The organism is Yersinia artesiana (genome assembly GCF_902726545.1).
Classification (GTDB): Bacteria; Pseudomonadota; Gammaproteobacteria; order Enterobacterales; family Enterobacteriaceae; genus Yersinia; species Yersinia artesiana.
The window spans coordinates 23,265-40,698 of sequence record NZ_CACVAD010000023.1; the positions used below are offsets into that span (position 1 = coordinate 23,265).

Here is a 17,434-nt window from a genome sequence, read left to right on the forward strand (position 1 = left end):
TAATAATAATGTTAAGCAAAGAGCAGATTAGCGGGCATTTTGTTTGATAAAGCTACTGACGCTGGTGTCTTGCGCCATATCTGCAATAACATCACTCAACACGGTATTAACAGCATTAGTGATTTTTTCGTTGGTCGCAGTGAATGCACCCTGAACGTTATAGCTGGCACGGTAGTTTTTAACCTGCTTGTTGCCGTTTTTCGCGGTAGCAGTGATAGAGATATCGGCTTTGGTGGTGATGTTGTAGCGAAGATTGCCTTCTTGCACATCAGCGTACAGTTGATTCACGACAATTTGCAGATCAACCGGCGCATTGGTACCAATCATATAACCACGGGCAGTCATTTGTTTTTCAAGCACTTCTTGTAACAGGAAACGCAGATCACGAGACGGTGTTAATACCACCAATTGGCCGTCACGATTCACTTTAGCCAGGGCTGCATCCTGACGCTGATCGGCACCATTAATGCTGATAGTCACCCCCATCAGCGTTGGATCTTGAGGTGGCAAGACGACTTTCGGGGTAACGTTCAAGGTGTTGTTACTGGCAGCACAGCCCGCCAGTATAAAAACAGCCAACAGCGGGAAAAGAATTTTCTTTAGCATGTTCACTTTCTCAATAGTTATGGAATTCTTTAATAATCAGAGCGGGATAGCAGCCATGTTATTTTGCGAGTTTGCAGTGGCGACATCATAGCACTGCGAATGGCTGGTGGAAGATCCTGATGTAGAGAAATTCACCAAAAAATACGTTTTTACCCCGAGTGATCTTTCATTTTATTGAAAGCTCTTACAAATCACGTTTTGGTTGGCGAGAAGATGGGTCTTTTTGGTGAGAACTGGTCGTGATGAGATATTCGGGATATTTTGTATCTGAAATGTTATAAAACAGCGAAAATACACTAATATTGCAATAGAGAGTGGGCAGTTTTCTGCCTCAGCAGTAAGGAGAGCATGATGATTTTGATTCGAGAACAAATTGAAGAAAAACTAAAAACGGCATTCGAACCGGATCATCTGGAGGTAATTAATGAAAGTTACCGCCACAATGTTCCCGCAGGTTCGGAAAGTCATTTTAAAATTGTGATCGTTAGCAATAAATTTCAAGATCAACGCTTTCTCAATCGCCACCGTGCGATTTATAGTGCGTTGGCTGAAGAGCTGGCGAGCACCGTTCATGCGCTGGCCTTACACACTTATACCCTGAAAGAGTGGACTGGATTGCAAGACACGGTGCCAGCTTCCCCATCTTGCCGCGGAGCAGGAACACTCGCTTAAGCAGTAAGATTAAGTAAATCAGGCTGGATAACAGTAGTCATTCGGGTCTGATTTAGGGTATTAGTAGGTGAGAATTTTGCAGGCGGCCTTAGGGCCGCTTGTGTTTCTGTATAGGCGACATCTTTATTTCATTAGTGCGCCACAGGAGTTTTAGCCGAGGGAACGATTCACGCGTGAATTTTACCGCGACAACATTCGCTTGCTTTCCTCGACTCATACCTTGTGCGCCGCTATAATGTCGCGTCTTATTTTTCCGGAATGGTTTCGGGACGCTTCTGACATCTGGGATACTCGGTTCTGTTTAATGCGGCCGTCCCGGTTCTTAGAGGGTGTTTTCAGAGTTCGCATCATTCCTGAAAGGGGAGTGGTGCTGCTTCGTTTGCAGCTTCTGGAGTTGACCGAGCACTGTGATTTTTTTGAGGTAACAAGATGCAAGTTTCTGTTGAAACCACCCAAGGCCTTGGCCGCCGTGTAACAATTACTGTTGCTGCTGACAGCATTGAGAAAGCCGTAAAAAGCGAATTAGTTAAAGCTGCTAAAAATGTTCGTATCGACGGTTTCCGTAAAGGCCACGTGCCAATGAACATCGTTGAACAGCGTTACGGCGCATCTGTTCGCCAGGACGTACTGGGTGATCTGATGCAACGTCATTTCGTTGACGCGATCATTAAAGAAAAAATCAACCCAGCTGGCGCACCTAACTATGTGCCGGGGCAGTACAAAGAGGGTGAAGATTTTACTTATTCCGTTGAGTTCGAAGTGTATCCGGAAGTTGAGCTGAAAGATCTGGAAAGCATTGAAGTAGAAAAGCCAGTTGTTGAAGTAAACGACGCTGACGTTGATACCATGCTGGAAACTCTGCGTAAGCAACAAGCTACCTGGAAAGAAACTGACGCCGCAGCAACTGCTGAAGATCGAGTAACTCTGGATTTCACCGGCTCTATCGACGGTGAAGTGTTCGAAGGCGGTCAAGCGACTGATTTCGTGTTAGCAATGGGCCAGGGTCGTATGATCCCAGGTTTCGAAGAAGGTGTAATCGGCCATAAAGCCGGTGAAGAATTCACCATCGACGTAAACTTCCCAGAAGATTACCACGCAGAAAACCTGAAAGGTAAATCAGCTAAATTTGACATCGTGTTGAAGAAAGTTGAAGTGCGTGAGCTGCCAGAACTGACTGAAGAATTCATCAAACGTTTCGGCGTTGCTGATGGTTCAGTAGCTGGTCTGCGTGCTGAAGTGCGTAAAAACATGGAACGCGAGCTGAAAGGCGCGGTACGTAACCGTGTTAAAACTCAGGCAATCGACGGTCTGGTTAGCGCGAACGAAATCGACGTTCCAGCTGCACTGGTTGAAGGTGAAATCGACGTTCTGCGCCGTCAGGCTGCACAGCGTTTCGGTGGTAACGAGAAACAAGCTGCTGAATTGCCACGTGAATTGTTCGAAGAACAAGCTAAACGTCGCGTTGTTGTCGGTCTGTTGCTGGGCGAAGTAATTAGCCAGCACGAACTGAAAGCAGACGAAGATCGCGTTAAAGCACTGATCGAAGAAATGGCTTCTGCGTACGAAGATCCACAAGAAGTTATTGAGTTCTACAGCAAAAACAAAGAGCTGATGAACAATATGCGCAACGTTGCTCTGGAAGAACAAGCAGTAGAAACTCTGCTTTCTAAAGCCAAAGTAACTGAAAAACCAACGACCTTCAGTGAGCTGATGAATCAGACCACTACGGCGTAATGTTTTTTAGCGCACCAAACTGGCTGTAATTTTTGCCAGTCTGTTGTTTGATTAAGCCCGTTGCCTTTGGCTACGGGCTTTTTCTTTTAGTAACAATAATCCCTCAATAGTATGATTAACCTGGTATGTTTCGCTGCAATCTGCGCTATATTTGAAAAGTAAAATGAAGTGCTTAACAGATAAATAATCAATAGGGCGTCGTGATTACGGCAGAAGATGGTGGTAGTTTTAAGGTTAATAAAGAGAGTTGTTAGGCTAAAAAAATATCGTTGGGGCTTGAAAATGAATATTAATCCCCCAATTAATCTAACAGACGTTCATATAAGATGTTGATGAAACACTGGCTGATTACCACCGTCAGAATGAGTTTGGATATACCCTAAATAATTCGGGTTATTGAGCGTAGCCAACGCACACACAGCTTGAAGTATGATAGGTATAACTGGACTGTTTGCACGCATGAACATAGTCATCATTCCTCATCTCAAGTAGAATCGGTTATGAATGGCGCCAAAGTAAATTCTATTAGGAGACGGTAATGTCATACAGTGGCGAACGAGATCAATTTGCACCTAACATGGCTCTGGTGCCAATGGTAATTGAGCAGACTTCACGTGGGGAACGTTCTTACGATATTTTCTCCCGTCTGCTGAAAGAGCGCATCATTTTCCTGACTGGCCAGGTTGAAGACCATATGGCCAACCTGATCACAGCGCAAATGCTGTTTCTGGAAGCAGAGAATCCAGAAAAAGACATCTTCCTGTATATCAACTCACCGGGTGGAGTGATTACTGCAGGGATGTCAATTTATGACACCATGCAATTCATTAAGCCGGATGTCAGCACGATTTGTATGGGCCAGGCATGTTCAATGGGGGCATTCCTGTTGACTGCGGGTGCTAAGGGTAAACGTTTCTGCTTGCCGAATTCACGGGTCATGATTCACCAACCGTTGGGCGGCTTCCAGGGGCAAGCTACAGATATTGAGATTCATGCCAAAGAGATTTTGAAAGTGAAATCACGCATGAATGAACTGATGGCAAAACACACGGGTAAATCTCTTGAAGAAATAGAGAGAGACACTGAGCGTGACCGTTTCCTGTCAGCTGATGAGGCTGTAGAATACGGTTTAGTTGATTCTGTGTTCACCCGTCGTGACTAGCGACTTATTTCTGTGAGCCGATATACTATAGTGAATGTAACGAGAACAAATCGTAGTGCTGAATAAGGCCAATTGCGTATTGTTTGTACACTACCCATTATATCGGCTGTCCGTTGAAAGCTAACGTGGCGTACAGAAATAGCGAGAATAGTCTCCCTGCCGCATAGTTTCAGGTGTGGCAGATACTGAAGAAGAGGTTTACTGATGACAGATAAGCGCAAAGACGGTTCTGGAAAGCTGCTGTATTGCTCTTTCTGCGGCAAAAGCCAGCATGAAGTGCGTAAGCTAATTGCCGGGCCGTCAGTGTATATCTGCGATGAATGTGTCGATTTGTGTAACGACATTATTCGCGAAGAGATCAAAGAAGTTGCGCCGCACCGGGAGCGTAGTTCGCTGCCAACGCCGCATGAAATTCGCCGCCATCTTGATGACTATGTTATCGGACAGGAACCGGCGAAAAAAGTGCTGGCTGTTGCTGTGTATAACCATTACAAGCGTTTACGCAATGGCGACACCAGTAATGGTATCGAGTTGGGTAAAAGTAATATTCTGCTGATTGGCCCGACTGGTAGTGGTAAAACGCTGTTAGCGGAAACATTGGCTCGCTTCCTGGATGTGCCGTTTACCATGGCAGATGCGACCACTCTGACCGAAGCTGGTTACGTGGGCGAAGATGTTGAAAACATCATTCAGAAGCTGTTGCAGAAATGTGATTACGACGTCCAGAAAGCGCAACGCGGTATCGTCTATATCGATGAAATTGATAAGATTTCACGTAAGTCTGATAACCCATCCATCACTCGCGATGTTTCGGGTGAAGGTGTGCAGCAGGCGCTGTTGAAATTGATCGAAGGGACTATCGCTGCCGTACCACCACAAGGTGGTCGTAAGCATCCGCAGCAAGAATTTTTGCAGGTTGATACCTCTAAGATTCTGTTTATCTGTGGTGGTGCTTTTGCGGGCCTGGATAAAGTTATCGGGCAGCGCATTAACACCGGTAGCGGTATTGGCTTCGGGGCCACGGTAAAAGGCAAGTCAGAAAAGGCGACAGAAGGCGAGTTATTGAGCCAGGCTGAGCCGGAAGACTTGATTAAATTCGGTTTAATCCCTGAATTTATTGGTCGTTTGCCCGTGGTTGCAACCTTGAGTGAATTGAGCGAAGACGCACTGATTCAGATCCTGAAAGAACCGAAAAATGCGCTGACTAAACAATATCAGGCATTGTTCAATCTTGAAGGTGTGGAACTTGAATTCCGCGATGAAGCGCTGACCGCTATTGCCAAGAAAGCGATGGCGCGTAAAACAGGTGCTCGTGGCCTGCGCTCTATCGTAGAAGGTGCTTTGCTCGATACTATGTACGATTTACCGTCAATGGAAAGTGTGGAAAAAGTGGTAGTAGATGAATCAGTTATTGCTGGTCAATCTGCACCAATGCTGATTTATGGCCAACCGGAAGCTCAAGCTTCTGGCGAATAATTAGCCAAATAATCCAGATGGTTAGTATGACAATGGGGGATTTTATCCCCCATTTCTTTTTCCTCGCATTGTAATCGTTGAATGTAAGACATTCGTCCCCATATACTCAATTACCTATTTAGTGAAACTCGTGATGACTCGTGTTTCACGAGATTCCCAGTAATCTGGCGGAAGCTAAACTAAGAGAGAGCTCTATGAACCCTGAGCGTTCCGAACGCATAGAAATCCCCGTATTGCCTCTGCGCGATGTGGTGGTTTATCCGCATATGGTGATCCCACTGTTTGTTGGCCGGGAAAAGTCGATTCGGTGCCTGGAAGCTGCAATGGACCATGATAAAAAAATCATGCTGGTTGCGCAGAAAGAAGCCTCGACGGATGAGCCCGGTATCAATGATCTGTTTTCAGTCGGCACCGTAGCCTCGATTCTACAAATGCTGAAATTGCCTGATGGCACAGTAAAAGTGCTGGTTGAAGGGCTACAGCGTGCGCGTATCACCACGCTTTCCGACAGCGGCGAGCATTTTGCTGCTCAGGCGGAATATCTTGAATCGCCGGTAATGGACGATCGTGAGCAGGAAGTGCTGGTCCGCACGGCGATTAATCAGTTTGAAGGCTATATCAAACTGAACAAGAAGATCCCACCGGAAGTCCTGGCCTCGTTGCACAGTATTGATGATGCAGCACGTCTGGCTGACACTATCGCGGCACATATGCCGTTGAAGCTAAATGACAAACAAGCTGTTCTGGAAATGTTCGATGTGACCGAACGTCTGGAATATCTGATGGCGATGATGGAATCTGAAATCGATCTGTTGCAGGTTGAAAAACGGATTCGTAATCGTGTCAAAAAGCAGATGGAAAAGAGCCAGCGCGAGTACTATTTGAATGAGCAAATGAAAGCCATTCAGAAAGAACTGGGCGAGATGGACGATGCACCTGATGAGCATGAAGCGCTAAAACGCAAAATCGAAGCGGCTAAAATGCCAAAAGATGCGCGCGAAAAAACCGAAGCTGAACTGCAAAAACTGAAAATGATGTCGCCAATGTCGGCGGAGGCCACCGTCGTTCGTGGTTACATTGATTGGATGTTGCAGGTGCCGTGGAACAGTCGCAGCAAAGTTAAAAAAGACTTGGTAAAAGCGCAAGAAGTTCTGGATACCGACCATTACGGCCTGGAGCGGGTTAAAGATCGTATTTTGGAATATCTCGCAGTCCAGAGCCGGGTCAGCAAAATCAAAGGGCCAATCCTGTGTCTGGTAGGGCCTCCTGGAGTGGGTAAAACTTCTCTGGGGCAATCTATTGCCAAAGCTACCGGCCGTCAATATGTGCGTATGGCGCTGGGCGGAGTACGTGATGAAGCCGAGATCCGCGGTCACCGTCGTACCTATATTGGCTCTATGCCGGGTAAATTGATCCAGAAAATGGCAAAAGTTGGGGTGAAAAACCCACTCTTCCTGTTGGATGAGATCGATAAAATGGCATCCGATATGCGTGGTGATCCGGCGTCTGCATTGCTGGAGGTGTTAGATCCAGAACAAAACGTGGCATTTAACGATCACTATCTGGAAGTAGATTACGATCTGTCGGATGTGATGTTTGTTGCGACCTCTAACTCCATGAATATTCCGGCGCCGTTGCTGGATCGTATGGAAGTGATTCGTCTGTCCGGTTATACCGAAGATGAGAAACTCAATATTGCCAAGCAGCACCTGTTGCCAAAACAATTTGAGCGCAACGCCATTAAGAAAGGCGAGCTGACCATCGATGACAGTGCGATCATGAGCATTATCCGTTATTACACCCGCGAGGCTGGGGTGCGTAGTCTGGAGCGCGAAATCTCCAAACTGTGCCGTAAAGCAGTCAAAAATCTGCTTATGGATAAAACGGTTAAGCACATTGAAATCACCGGCGACAACCTGAAGGACTTCCTGGGCGTACAGAAAGTCGATTATGGTCGCGCAGACACTGAAAACCGTGTCGGTCAAGTGACGGGCCTGGCATGGACAGAAGTGGGTGGTGATTTGCTGACCATCGAAACTGCATGTGTACCGGGTAAAGGTAAACTGACTTACACCGGTTCATTGGGCGAAGTCATGCAAGAGTCCATTCAGGCTGCATTGACCGTGGTGCGTGCGCGTGCAGATAAATTAGGGATTAACCCTGATTTCTACGAAAAACGCGACATCCACGTGCATGTGCCGGAAGGGGCGACGCCGAAAGATGGGCCGAGCGCTGGTATTGCCATGTGTACAGCGCTGGTTTCTTGTTTGACTGGTAACCCGGTGCGGGCAGATGTTGCCATGACCGGTGAAATCACCTTACGTGGTTTGGTATTGCCAATCGGTGGTTTGAAAGAGAAATTGCTGGCCGCTCACCGTGGTGGGATTAAAGTTGTGCTGATTCCAGATGATAACAAACGCGATTTGGAAGAGATTCCAGACAATGTTATCGCCGATCTGGAAATTCATCCGGTTAAACGAATTGATGATGTTTTAGCCATTGCTTTGCAAAATCCTGCCTTCGGGGCACAGCCGGTAGCGTCAAAATAGTGACGGATCGCAAGAAGTATTGATAAAACTGATGCTGGTAAGTGAAATGCTACTTGCCAGCTATTTTTTGTGCCGCTAAGTTAGTTCGTCTGTCTGGTAAAAGTTTAAGTCTTTGGGCTGCTTGCTAAGGTCAGACAGGATTGATATAACAGCTGCGCTGTCGTGTTGTCCGTAGGGATTTTCGGCGCGACAATAGAATTTTAAAGGGGATGAAAGAGTGAATAAGTCACAACTGATCGACAAAATTGCCGCAGGTGCTGATATTTCTAAAGCGGCCGCTGGGCGCGCATTGGATGCAATTATTGCTTCTGTTACTGAATCTTTGAAAGAAGGGGATGACGTAGCTCTGGTTGGTTTTGGTACTTTTGCAGTACGTGAGCGTTCTGCACGTACTGGCCGTAACCCTCAGACAGGCAAAGAAATCAGTATTCCAGCCGCTAAAGTACCTGGTTTCCGTGCCGGTAAAGGCCTGAAAGACGCTGTAAACTGATTGCCGCGTCAATTCTCACCTGTGTTTGTGTTAACAATAACCTGACGCAGTTGAGTTGGTAAGGTAAGATACAAGGCGCATCGTTAATGATGCGCTTTTTTTTCGCGCAGCAGCATGAAGGGCTGTCGCAAGGAATGCTGGGTTTATTTAGACCTGCGCAACAGTTTTTATCCATATTACAGCGGAGTATTGTCACATTATGATGGACAATTTACGCGCGGCTGCTAATAACGTCGTGCTCAAAATCATTCTGGCCCTGATCATGTTGTCCTTTATCCTGACTGGGGTTGGCAGCTATCTGATTGGTGGCTCCAACGACTTTGCTGCCAAAGTTAATGGCCAAGAGATTAGTCGTGCTCAGTTAGAACAGGCTGTACAAAGTGAGCGTGGCCGCTTGCAACAGCAATTGGGTGAACAGTTCTCCGCATTGGCCGCGAATGAAGGTTACATGCTACAACTGCGCCAGCAGGTGCTTGGTCAATTGGTCAACAATATGTTGCTCGACCAATATGCTAAAAAGTTAGGCCTGACTGCCAGTGACGAACAAGTGAAAGATGCTATTCGCCAGGCACCTTATTTCCAGACTGATGGCAAGTTCGATAACAATAAATACCTTGAGCTGGTCAATCGAATGGGCTACACCCCAGATCAATTCGCTCAATTACAGCGCCAGCAGCTGATTAATCAGCAATTGCTACAAGCCTTCGGTGATACTGGTTTCGTGCTGCCTGTCGAAGCACAAGCAATGTCAGAGCTGATTTTGCAGCAACGTGAAGTCCGTCTGGCAACGCTAGACCTCAAAGCACTTCAAGCGCAGCAGAAAGTCACTGATGAAGAGCTGCAAGCCTATTACGATCAGAACAAAAATAGCTTCATTGCACCGGAACAGATGAAAATCAGTTTCATTGCAATGGATGCTGCGGCGATGCAGGACAAAATTACTGTCACTGAAGAAGATATCGCCGCGTATTACGATCAGCATAAAAGTACCTACACTAAGCCTGAGCAACGTAACTACAGTGTCATTCAGTTTAAAACTGAAGCTGAAGCCAAAGCTGCATTGGATGAGCTGAAAAAAGGTGCTGATTTTGCCGCCATCGCAAAAGAGAAATCGACCGACATCATTTCCCGCAAAAATGGCGGCGAGTTGGGTTGGTTAGAACCGGAAACAACAGCGGATGAGCTGAAACAAGCAAATCTGACTGAGAAAGGCCAGTTATCTGATGTGGTGAAATCCTCCGTAGGTTATTTGATTGTTCGTCTTAACGATATCAAACCTGCACAGGTAAAACCGTTGTCAGAAGTTCATGATGCGCTGGCTAAACAGGTTAAGCAGGAAAAAGCGGTTGATGCATACTACGCCTTACAACAAAAAGTGAGCGAAGCGGCTACCAGCGATAATGAGTCTCTGGCTTCGGCTGAAGAGGCCGCGGGTGCGAAAGCTAAGCAAACCGGTTGGTTTACCCGTGATGCGGTGCCAGCGGAGATTAACTTCAAACCTGTGGTGCAAGCCATCTTTGAGGGTGGTCTGGTTGGTGAGAATGGCGCACCTGGTAGCAACTCCGATGTCATCACTGTTGACGGTGACCGTGCTTTTGTTATTCGCATTGACGGCCACAAACCTGAAGGAATCGAACCATTTGATCAAGTTCGTGATCAGGTCGCCGAGTTGGTGAAACGTCAGAAAGCAGAGCAATTAGCTCGTGTTGATGGCGAGAAGCTCCTGACTGCGCTGAAACAAGGCAAAGGCGAAGAAGCCATGAAAGCTGCGGGTATCAGTTTCGGTGAGAAGAAAACCTTGTCACGCGCGCCAGATGATGACCAATTAGTGCAGACTATTTTTGCCTTACCTCATCCACAAAAAGACCAGCCGGTATATGGTTTATCTCAGGATCGTCAAGACAATATTGTCTTGATTGAACTGTTATCGGTGACTCCGGGTAAATTACCGGAAGGCGAAATGAAGAACTTTATCGCCAAGATGGAAGAGGGGGCTAGCGGTGTGACTTTTGATGCACTGATGGCGAACTTGCACAAACAGGCCACTATCAAGATGGGGCCTGCGGAGCAACAACAACCTCAATAAGCCTCGCATTGATTTGCAATTGGATGTAACAACGAAAGGTCGCTTTGGCGGCCTTTCGCATATCTAAAATCTGCCCTTTGCGACAAATCGGAGGCTCAGGCAAGGTAGGCATGCTGTCAAACACAAGGAGGATACAGCATGAAATTCATAGGAAAATTATTGGTCATCACGGCGCTATTGGCGGGTTTTAATATCCCCACTTTGGCTTATGCCGCCCCAAGCTCCTCTGATAATAACGTTCTCAACCCGTCAGTGCCGGGTAAGGTTACAACCAAGGCAAATGTCGAATCAAAAATTCCCGATAAAGCCACACATGACAAAATGATCGTAACAGCTACCGCTGGTCATTTACAGGATAACCCACAGAGCCAAATCAATATTAACAGTGCAAATGCGGAAGAACTGGCACAGTCCCTCAGCGGGATAGGCCGGAAGAAAGCGGAAGCAATTGTTAACTATCGTGAACAGTTCGGCTTTTTTACAGATGCAGAGCAGCTGCTTGAAGTGCCAGGGATTGGCCCCTCTTTCTTAGAGAAAAATCGCAGCAAGCTTAGCATGTAAATAGAGTTAGAAAAAAACCGCAGTCAGGCAGATGCCGTGTTTGCCTGGCTTTTTCACCACGGAAAACTTCCATTATTTCATAATGTAAATTGCAACTGACGGCTAAAACTGTGATGTTGATCCAGCTTATATAATAAGCACGCTATGAAGTAATTTTCCTCTGCTAGGCTTTCTTCTTGAGGTCATACCAGTTGTATCTATCATTCTATAAATAACAACTCATTATCTGGAGAAGCTCGTCACATGCATACTCATATTAGAGTCAGGGGTTTTCATATTGATGTTTTTCAACATGTTAATAATGCCCGCTATTTAGAGTTTCTCGAAGAAGCCCGCTGGGAATGGCTGGATGGAGAACCAACAGCACAATGGATGGCTGAAAATAAAATCGCTTTTATTGTGGTTAATATCAATATTAACTATCGTCGGCCTGCGGTTTTGGGCGACCTGCTACGGATCGACAGTCAACTATTAAAGCTGAATGAAAGAAGTGGCGTGATGGAACAAAAGATCACGCTGGAGCCAGGGTCTACTCTAGTGGCTGATGCAGAATTGACTTTTGTATGCATTGATTTGCGTAATCAAAAGGCATTACCCATTGATGGGGAGTTGCGTGAGAAACTCCAGGAGTTTGTTAATCGGGGTTTATAAAAAAAGAATTGTGCTTATAAGGCTCTACCTCGCTCTGGGGGAGGTAGAGAAAGGCAGGTCGCTGCTAGTTTCTGGGCTTAAAGCGGTTAAACCAATCCGGTTTTTTGTTTTAGGCTTAATATGACTTTAGGTTTATTAGCCAGATAGAACGCTAACCCTTTGGCGCGCAAGTGGCAGGCAGCACATTGACCGCAACCATCGCCCTGAATCCCGTTATAACAAGTTAATGTGTCATGACGGATACGATCGAGTTGCTGATAGTAATCCGCTAACGCCCATGTTTCGGCCTTATCCAGCCACATCAGCGGGGTGATAAAAGCAATATCTCGGCCAATGCCCAAGTCTATTGCATGGTTAAGAGCTTTAACGAATTCATCCCGGCAATCTGGGTAACCGGAAAAGTCTGTTTCACAGACACCGGTAATGACAGCCTGAGCTTGTACCTGATAAGCATAAATGGCAGCCAGGGTCAGAAATAGGATATTACGGCCAGGAACGAAGGTGCTGGGAATTGAATCATCACCCTCTTCACTGTAAGACGGTACAGGGATGCTGTCACGGGTCAGACTACTGACAGCTAACTCATTGAGCATGCCCACATCCAACACTTTGTGCGCCTTAGCCCCAAGTTGAATTGCCAGTTCACGAGCGACCTCGATTTCAGCACGATGTCGCTGCCCATAATCGAAGGTAATGCAGTGGACTTCATCATACTGCTGTAATGCTTGAATCAAGCAGGTGGTGGAATCTTGTCCACCACTAAAGACAACTACGGCACGTTTCATACTGTTACCTCGTGGCTGTGAGCCTTAAAGAGCAAACCTCACAGCAAAATTGAAAACTGGCAGTATATACTCTAAATAATTCGAGTTGCAGGAAGGCGGCAAGCGAGATAATCCCGATGAGCTTACATAAGTAAGTGATTCGGGTTATTGAGTGTAGCCAACGCACATGCAGCTTGAAATATGACGAGTATGGTACTTAGATAGCGCAAGAAAAGGTAGCTACCTGAGTTTGGTTATCACGTCGCAGTCGGAGGGAGCCACGCCTGACTGAAGTCGAACCAACCGTAAGCCGTTAATGTTACACCATTAATTCGTGGTGGGGCATTGACCTGATATTGATAGTTGAACAGCGGTAGAATCAACCCGGATAGCATCAGATAATTATAATGCTCCCGTAATTGGCGATGTCGCTCTGAAGCCAGCTCTATTTGCTGAATATGGGCCAGTGTTTTTTGCTGCTGCTCCCACTGTGATGGTGACAGGATGCCATGCCACAGGGGATCAAGCCGAAGCCAGCTTTCCATTGCGGCCTCTGGTGATTCACCGACCAAATGGTCTGCTAATAATAAATCAGCCTTTTCAATTTGGTGGCTATCTTTCCACTGTTTATCATGGCTGGCATGGATTTCTAATGTGCAGCCCTGTGCTGCCAATACCGTTTTTAGCTGCTCGGCGACACTTTTAAGTTCCATTGGCGGTTGATATATCAGTATCAGATGGGCTGGCAATGGTGAGTCATCATCAGACACAAACTGTGGGATGGGCCAACCCGGTAACATTTCATGGCTTGGAGTTATTATCCCGCGCCGGATTGATAGCTCCTCTAATATGCCCGAGGTTTGTACTAACATCAGTAACCTGGCGAGTTGCTGAGATGTCATATTACTGCGGTACTGATTAATCGCCAGATAGCAAAATCCCAGGCTCATACTACGCTGAACGGGGCGCGCCAGAGGGAAGTCCTCTTCCTGACCGATGGTAATTCGCACTGGATGCTGGCAACTACCGTCGGTTGATTGCACCATGAGGTTCGGGGTTATCCAGTATTCAATGATTTCCAGATAAGGGTGCTGCAAATGGTAGAACTCATGTTGTTCTAACCGCACCAGATGTTGTTCGAAGGTCGCCAATTTAAAAGGGCCGGCACCCAGCAGAGGATTATCTGGATGAAATAGTCGGCAAGGCAAATCAGCCAATCGATGAGCTAGCCAGTAGTCCGGTTGAGAAAGGGTAAACTGTAGGCACAGGGCGTGGGGTAGGGTAATGGCCAAAATATTGGCAAAACTTGGCTGGCTGCGGGTATTGGCACGCAATAGCTTGAGTGTTTGCAATAATTGCTGACCGTGAAGGCGCTCCCCATTATGCCAACGCAACTGGCTGCGTAAAAAGAATTGCCAGGTTAAGCCATCATCACTGATTTGCCAGTGGTGTGCCAGATCCGGTTGGGGGTGGGGGCAGCCGGTGTTAAAACGAGTCAACCCCGCGTGCAAAGTATAAATCAGGTGCTGCTCAGCCCGACCAGTGGCGGTAAGTGGGTTTAACGGCTCAAGCGTACGGTAATATGGAATACGTAATACTGGGCTGTCTGCTTGCCACTGCCCACCCATATGGGGGTTCAGTAACGCCTGCAAGCGTTCAGGTTCCAGTTGAGCCAATTCGAGCGCCGCCTGATGATCACCTTGTTCGAGAAACGCCTGCATATAGGTTGCCCGAAGTGTATCGGGGCTTTTCAGGCATTGCAGTTGCGCGCGTTTGCCCCGGCCGACTTGCGAATGCCAACTGAGCCAGCCATTTGCCTGTAACTGTTGTATTAAGGTGCGAGCATGGCGTTCACTGCAAAATAGCAGGCCAGCGACGTCACTTACTGTTGTCAAAGCCAGGTTATCCCCGAACTTTTGGTATAAGCGCTGATATTGGGTGAGCCGGTGAATAATGCGCATACTAAATCCGGAATAGTTTAAATTATTTGTTCACTATTAGTTCCGTAAATACTACGCCATAATTTTATACATACCACCAGTTTCACTCTTAGTGAGGTTTTGAATGTACCGTTTAGCCGCTTTTGATATGGATGGAACCTTACTGATGCGTGACCACCGAATAGGTGGTGCGACATTGAATGCGTTACACCAGTTAGTGGATAACGGGATGATCCTGACATTCGCTACCGGTCGGCATTACCTTGATATGAAAGGGATCCTGTCTCATTCAGGGATTAACGGTTATCTAATTACTGGTAATGGCACACGAGTGTGTGACATGGAAGGCGTGCATTTAGATGGTATGGATTTGCCGGCAGAACTGGTGGAGTTTGTGCTGCGCACCCCCTGGCAGACCAATGCCAGCATTCATATCTTCCGCGATGATGGCTGGTTTACTGATTACAATGATCCCGCTTTATTGGCAGCCCATAAAACCAGCAGTTTCCAGTTCCAACTGACTGCGCTAGATGCATTACCGAAGACGGGTAATCACAAAATTTGCTTTATTGCGCCACATCAGGAACTGATCGAACTTAAGATTCAGCTTGAGCAACAAATGGGTGATAAAGCCGATTTCTGTTTCTCAGCCGTCGATTGCCTCGAAATGCTACCTCGCGGTTGTAACAAAGGGGCTGCTTTAGAGCGATTGAGCCATCATCTTGATTTAACCCTGGCTGATTGCATGGCGTTTGGCGATGCGATGAACGATAAAGAAATGTTGTCGCGAGTCGGTCGTGGGTTAGTCATGGGAAATGCATTACCGCAACTGAAACAAGAGTTGCCTCAGTTACAGGTTATTGGTCGCTGCGAGGAACAAGGCGTAGCTCATTATTTGCAACATTGGCTAAGTTCACCACACCTCACCTATTCCCCCGAATTCTGAGGTATATCCACGGGTTATTAGTGCAATAAAACTAATAACTTTGAGGGTAGCTATTAGCCAGCCGGATAACCATCCGGTTTTTTTCTTCTGAAAGGGGCCGGTTTACGGCCCCGTTTATCACGATATTACAGATTGTTTAATTCATCACGATATGGCGTTAAATCGCCGATATTGTTGCAGACCCATTGAGGGTCGTAATAAGTATCGAGATAACGCTCACCGCTGTCGCACAGTAACGTCACGATAGCACCGGTTTTACCTTGCTCGCGCATCTGCTTAGCGAGTTGTAATGTTCCCCAAACGTTAGTGCCGGTTGACGCCCCCACTTTGCGGCCCAAAATGCCTTCCAGCCAATGGATGGTAGCAACGCTGGCTGCATCAGGAACCCGCAACATACTGTCAATCACTTCTGGAATGAATGATGGCTCCGCTCGCGGCCGGCCAATACCTTCAATACGGCTGCCACAACTGCCGGTTACGGTACGATCACCATGACAAAAACAATCATAAAAAACGGAATTTTCTGGGTCGACCACCATCAGTTGGGTGTCATGCCCTTGATAGCGAATGTAGCGCCCCAAAGTGGCTGAGGTGCCGCCGGTACCTGCACTCATCACGATATAGTCAGGTACGGGGAAAGGTTCGCGCGCCATTTGGCGGAAAATGCTATCGGCAATATTATTATTGCCGCGCCAATCAGTCGCCCGCTCAGCATAGGTGAACTGGTCCATATAGTGGCCGTTAAGTTCACGCGCCAATTGCTCGGAGGCAGCATAAATTTGCCCGGCATGATCGACAAAATGACAGCGGCCACCATACAAGGCGATCTGCTCCACTTTACGCCGCGCCGTGCAGCTTGGCATTACCGCGATAAAGGGCAAACCAATTAAGCGAGCAAAGTAGGCCTCCGACACCGCCGTGCTCCCTGATGAAGCCTCAATTATTGTTGTGCCTTCTTTAATCCAGCCATTACATAAACCATAGAGGAATAATGAACGGGCCAAACGATGCTTTAAGCTGCCGGTTGGATGCGTACTTTCATCTTTTAAATAGAGATAAATACCAGGAAATGCGTGCAGATTAAGGCGGATCAGGTGTGTATCAGCGGAGCGTTGGAAATCGGCTTCTATTTCGCTGATCGCATTTTTTACCCAAGTGTTGGTCATTTTTATGGCCTGCGATGTAAGTAGTAAACTAATAATGATTAGATTATCTGTTATCAAAGAAAAAAACGTTGCCATTTCTCCTTCTTTATCGCCAAATGGTAGAAATTTATTCTATGGTTACTCGCTATGTTAGATAAAATTGACCGTAAACTCCTGTGCATGTTGCAAGAAGATTGCACACAATCACTGCAAGTGCTGGCTGAGGCGGTTAATTTAACTTCCACGCCCTGCTGGAAACGTCTGAAACGCCTTGAGGATGAGGGGTTTATTCGTGGGCGTGTGGCATTGCTAGACAGTGAAAAATTAGGATTAGGACTCACCGCATTTGTACTGATCAAGACACAGCAGCATAATAGCGGTTGGTATCAGGAGTTCGTCGAGTTCACCAAGCAGATGCCAGAGGTGCTGGCCTTCTATCGCATGGCGGGGGAGTACGACTATTTGATGCAGGTCGAAGTTGCCGATATGAAAAGTTATGACAGCTTTTACAAACGTATGGTTAACGGCGTTCCGGGGTTGATTGATGTGACATCGAGCTTTGCGATGGAAAAAATTAAATACACCACCGTGTTGCCAGTTCCTGAGTGATTCCCCGTTATTTTTCACATTGTGGGGTGTGGGCTGCTTGGCA

Annotated in this window: 15 protein-coding genes; 11 read left to right on the forward strand and 4 right to left on the reverse strand. The window is 46.8% G+C overall.

The features are described 5' to 3' along the window. Positions 1 to 27 precede the first annotated feature (27 nt). Entirely contained in the window at positions 28 to 606 is a 579-nt protein-coding gene (locus tag HU019_RS09805; protein ID WP_174849279.1) for a lipoprotein, read from the reverse strand. Positions 607 to 957: 351 nt separating this feature from the next. On the opposite strand from HU019_RS09805, the gene bolA reads away from it, so the two are divergent. The 9 genes from bolA to HU019_RS09850 all read left to right on the forward strand — a co-directional run bounded on the left by bolA (position 958) and on the right by HU019_RS09850 (position 11,987). Then, the gene (bolA, locus tag HU019_RS09810; RefSeq protein WP_174849293.1) at positions 958 to 1,278 is read left to right on the forward strand and encodes a transcriptional regulator BolA; all 321 of its coding nucleotides are present in this window, start codon (positions 958 to 960) and stop codon (positions 1,276 to 1,278) included. Between the two features lie 429 nt (positions 1,279 to 1,707). Beyond that, a complete protein-coding gene (tig, locus tag HU019_RS09815; protein ID WP_174849278.1) occupies positions 1,708 to 3,012 on the forward strand; it encodes a trigger factor in 1,305 nt (434 codons plus the stop codon). 538 nt (positions 3,013 to 3,550) lie between these two features. Next, positions 3,551 to 4,174: an ATP-dependent Clp endopeptidase proteolytic subunit ClpP gene (clpP, locus tag HU019_RS09820; protein WP_174849277.1), complete on the forward strand. Its 624-nt coding sequence runs from the start codon at positions 3,551 to 3,553 to the stop codon at positions 4,172 to 4,174. Positions 4,175 to 4,378: 204 nt separating this feature from the next. After that, a complete protein-coding gene (gene clpX, locus HU019_RS09825; protein ID WP_005163503.1) occupies positions 4,379 to 5,650 on the forward strand; it encodes an ATP-dependent protease ATP-binding subunit ClpX in 1,272 nt (423 codons plus the stop codon). Positions 5,651 to 5,844: 194 nt separating this feature from the next. Then, positions 5,845 to 8,199: an endopeptidase La gene (gene lon / locus HU019_RS09830; protein WP_050077342.1), complete on the forward strand. Its 2,355-nt coding sequence runs from the start codon at positions 5,845 to 5,847 to the stop codon at positions 8,197 to 8,199. A gap of 217 nt (positions 8,200 to 8,416) precedes the next feature. Further along, the gene (gene hupB / locus HU019_RS09835; RefSeq protein ID WP_004392663.1) at positions 8,417 to 8,689 is read left to right on the forward strand and encodes a nucleoid-associated protein HU-beta; all 273 of its coding nucleotides are present in this window, start codon (positions 8,417 to 8,419) and stop codon (positions 8,687 to 8,689) included. A 199-nt stretch (positions 8,690 to 8,888) separates the two neighbouring features. Then, positions 8,889 to 10,775 (forward strand): peptidylprolyl isomerase, encoded by a 1,887-nt coding sequence (gene ppiD, locus HU019_RS09840; protein ID WP_174849276.1) that lies wholly within the window; start codon positions 8,889 to 8,891, stop codon positions 10,773 to 10,775. A 138-nt stretch (positions 10,776 to 10,913) separates the two neighbouring features. Then, complete coding sequence (locus HU019_RS09845; protein ID WP_174849275.1) at positions 10,914 to 11,336, forward strand: ComEA family DNA-binding protein; 423 nt, start codon at positions 10,914 to 10,916, stop codon at positions 11,334 to 11,336. A gap of 243 nt (positions 11,337 to 11,579) precedes the next feature. Further along, complete coding sequence (locus tag HU019_RS09850; protein WP_174849274.1) at positions 11,580 to 11,987, forward strand: acyl-CoA thioesterase; 408 nt, start codon at positions 11,580 to 11,582, stop codon at positions 11,985 to 11,987. A gap of 86 nt (positions 11,988 to 12,073) precedes the next feature. Here HU019_RS09850 and queC read toward each other — a convergent pair whose 3' ends face one another. Both queC and HU019_RS09860 read right to left on the reverse strand, forming a co-directional pair. Continuing rightward, a complete protein-coding gene (gene queC, locus HU019_RS09855; protein WP_174849273.1) occupies positions 12,074 to 12,772 on the reverse strand; it encodes a 7-cyano-7-deazaguanine synthase QueC in 699 nt (232 codons plus the stop codon). 236 nt (positions 12,773 to 13,008) lie between these two features. After that, entirely contained in the window at positions 13,009 to 14,712 is a 1,704-nt protein-coding gene (locus HU019_RS09860; protein ID WP_174849272.1) for an SgrR family transcriptional regulator, read from the reverse strand. A 103-nt stretch (positions 14,713 to 14,815) separates the two neighbouring features. Here HU019_RS09860 and cof point away from each other — a divergent pair, with 103 nt between their 5' ends. Further along, on the forward strand, positions 14,816 to 15,637 hold the full coding sequence (cof, locus tag HU019_RS09865; protein ID WP_174849271.1) for an HMP-PP phosphatase: 822 nt from the start codon (positions 14,816 to 14,818) through the stop codon (positions 15,635 to 15,637). Positions 15,638 to 15,762: 125 nt separating this feature from the next. Here cof and HU019_RS09870 read toward each other — a convergent pair whose 3' ends face one another. Then, positions 15,763 to 16,803, reverse strand: coding sequence for a PLP-dependent cysteine synthase family protein (locus tag HU019_RS09870; RefSeq protein ID WP_174849270.1), 1,041 nt, complete (start codon positions 16,801 to 16,803; stop codon positions 15,763 to 15,765). 126 nt (positions 16,804 to 16,929) lie between these two features. On the opposite strand from HU019_RS09870, the gene HU019_RS09875 reads away from it, so the two are divergent. Continuing rightward, on the forward strand, positions 16,930 to 17,391 hold the full coding sequence (locus HU019_RS09875; RefSeq protein ID WP_174849269.1) for an Lrp/AsnC family transcriptional regulator: 462 nt from the start codon (positions 16,930 to 16,932) through the stop codon (positions 17,389 to 17,391). Positions 17,392 to 17,434 lie beyond the last annotated feature (43 nt).

What these genes read in the sequence shown, in the direction of transcription:
- tig (WP_174849278.1), top strand. Translation starts at nt 1,708, where the DNA reads ATGCAAGTTTCTGTTGAAACCACCCAAGGCCTTGGCCGCCGTGTAACA.
- HU019_RS09850 (WP_174849274.1), top strand. Translation starts at nt 11,580, where the DNA reads ATGCATACTCATATTAGAGTCAGGGGTTTTCATATTGATGTTTTTCAA.
- HU019_RS09875 (WP_174849269.1), top strand. Translation starts at nt 16,930, where the DNA reads ATGTTAGATAAAATTGACCGTAAACTCCTGTGCATGTTGCAAGAAGAT.
- cof (WP_174849271.1), top strand. Translation starts at nt 14,816, where the DNA reads ATGTACCGTTTAGCCGCTTTTGATATGGATGGAACCTTACTGATGCGT.
- bolA (WP_174849293.1), top strand. Translation starts at nt 958, where the DNA reads ATGATTTTGATTCGAGAACAAATTGAAGAAAAACTAAAAACGGCATTC.
- HU019_RS09870 (WP_174849270.1), bottom strand. Translation starts at nt 16,803, where the DNA reads ATGACCAACACTTGGGTAAAAAATGCGATCAGCGAAATAGAAGCCGAT.
- lon (WP_050077342.1), top strand. Translation starts at nt 5,845, where the DNA reads ATGAACCCTGAGCGTTCCGAACGCATAGAAATCCCCGTATTGCCTCTG.
- HU019_RS09845 (WP_174849275.1), top strand. Translation starts at nt 10,914, where the DNA reads ATGAAATTCATAGGAAAATTATTGGTCATCACGGCGCTATTGGCGGGT.
- HU019_RS09860 (WP_174849272.1), bottom strand. Translation starts at nt 14,712, where the DNA reads ATGCGCATTATTCACCGGCTCACCCAATATCAGCGCTTATACCAAAAG.
- ppiD (WP_174849276.1), top strand. Translation starts at nt 8,889, where the DNA reads ATGATGGACAATTTACGCGCGGCTGCTAATAACGTCGTGCTCAAAATC.
- clpX (WP_005163503.1), top strand. Translation starts at nt 4,379, where the DNA reads ATGACAGATAAGCGCAAAGACGGTTCTGGAAAGCTGCTGTATTGCTCT.
- HU019_RS09805 (WP_174849279.1), bottom strand. Translation starts at nt 606, where the DNA reads ATGCTAAAGAAAATTCTTTTCCCGCTGTTGGCTGTTTTTATACTGGCG.
- queC (WP_174849273.1), bottom strand. Translation starts at nt 12,772, where the DNA reads ATGAAACGTGCCGTAGTTGTCTTTAGTGGTGGACAAGATTCCACCACC.
- clpP (WP_174849277.1), top strand. Translation starts at nt 3,551, where the DNA reads ATGTCATACAGTGGCGAACGAGATCAATTTGCACCTAACATGGCTCTG.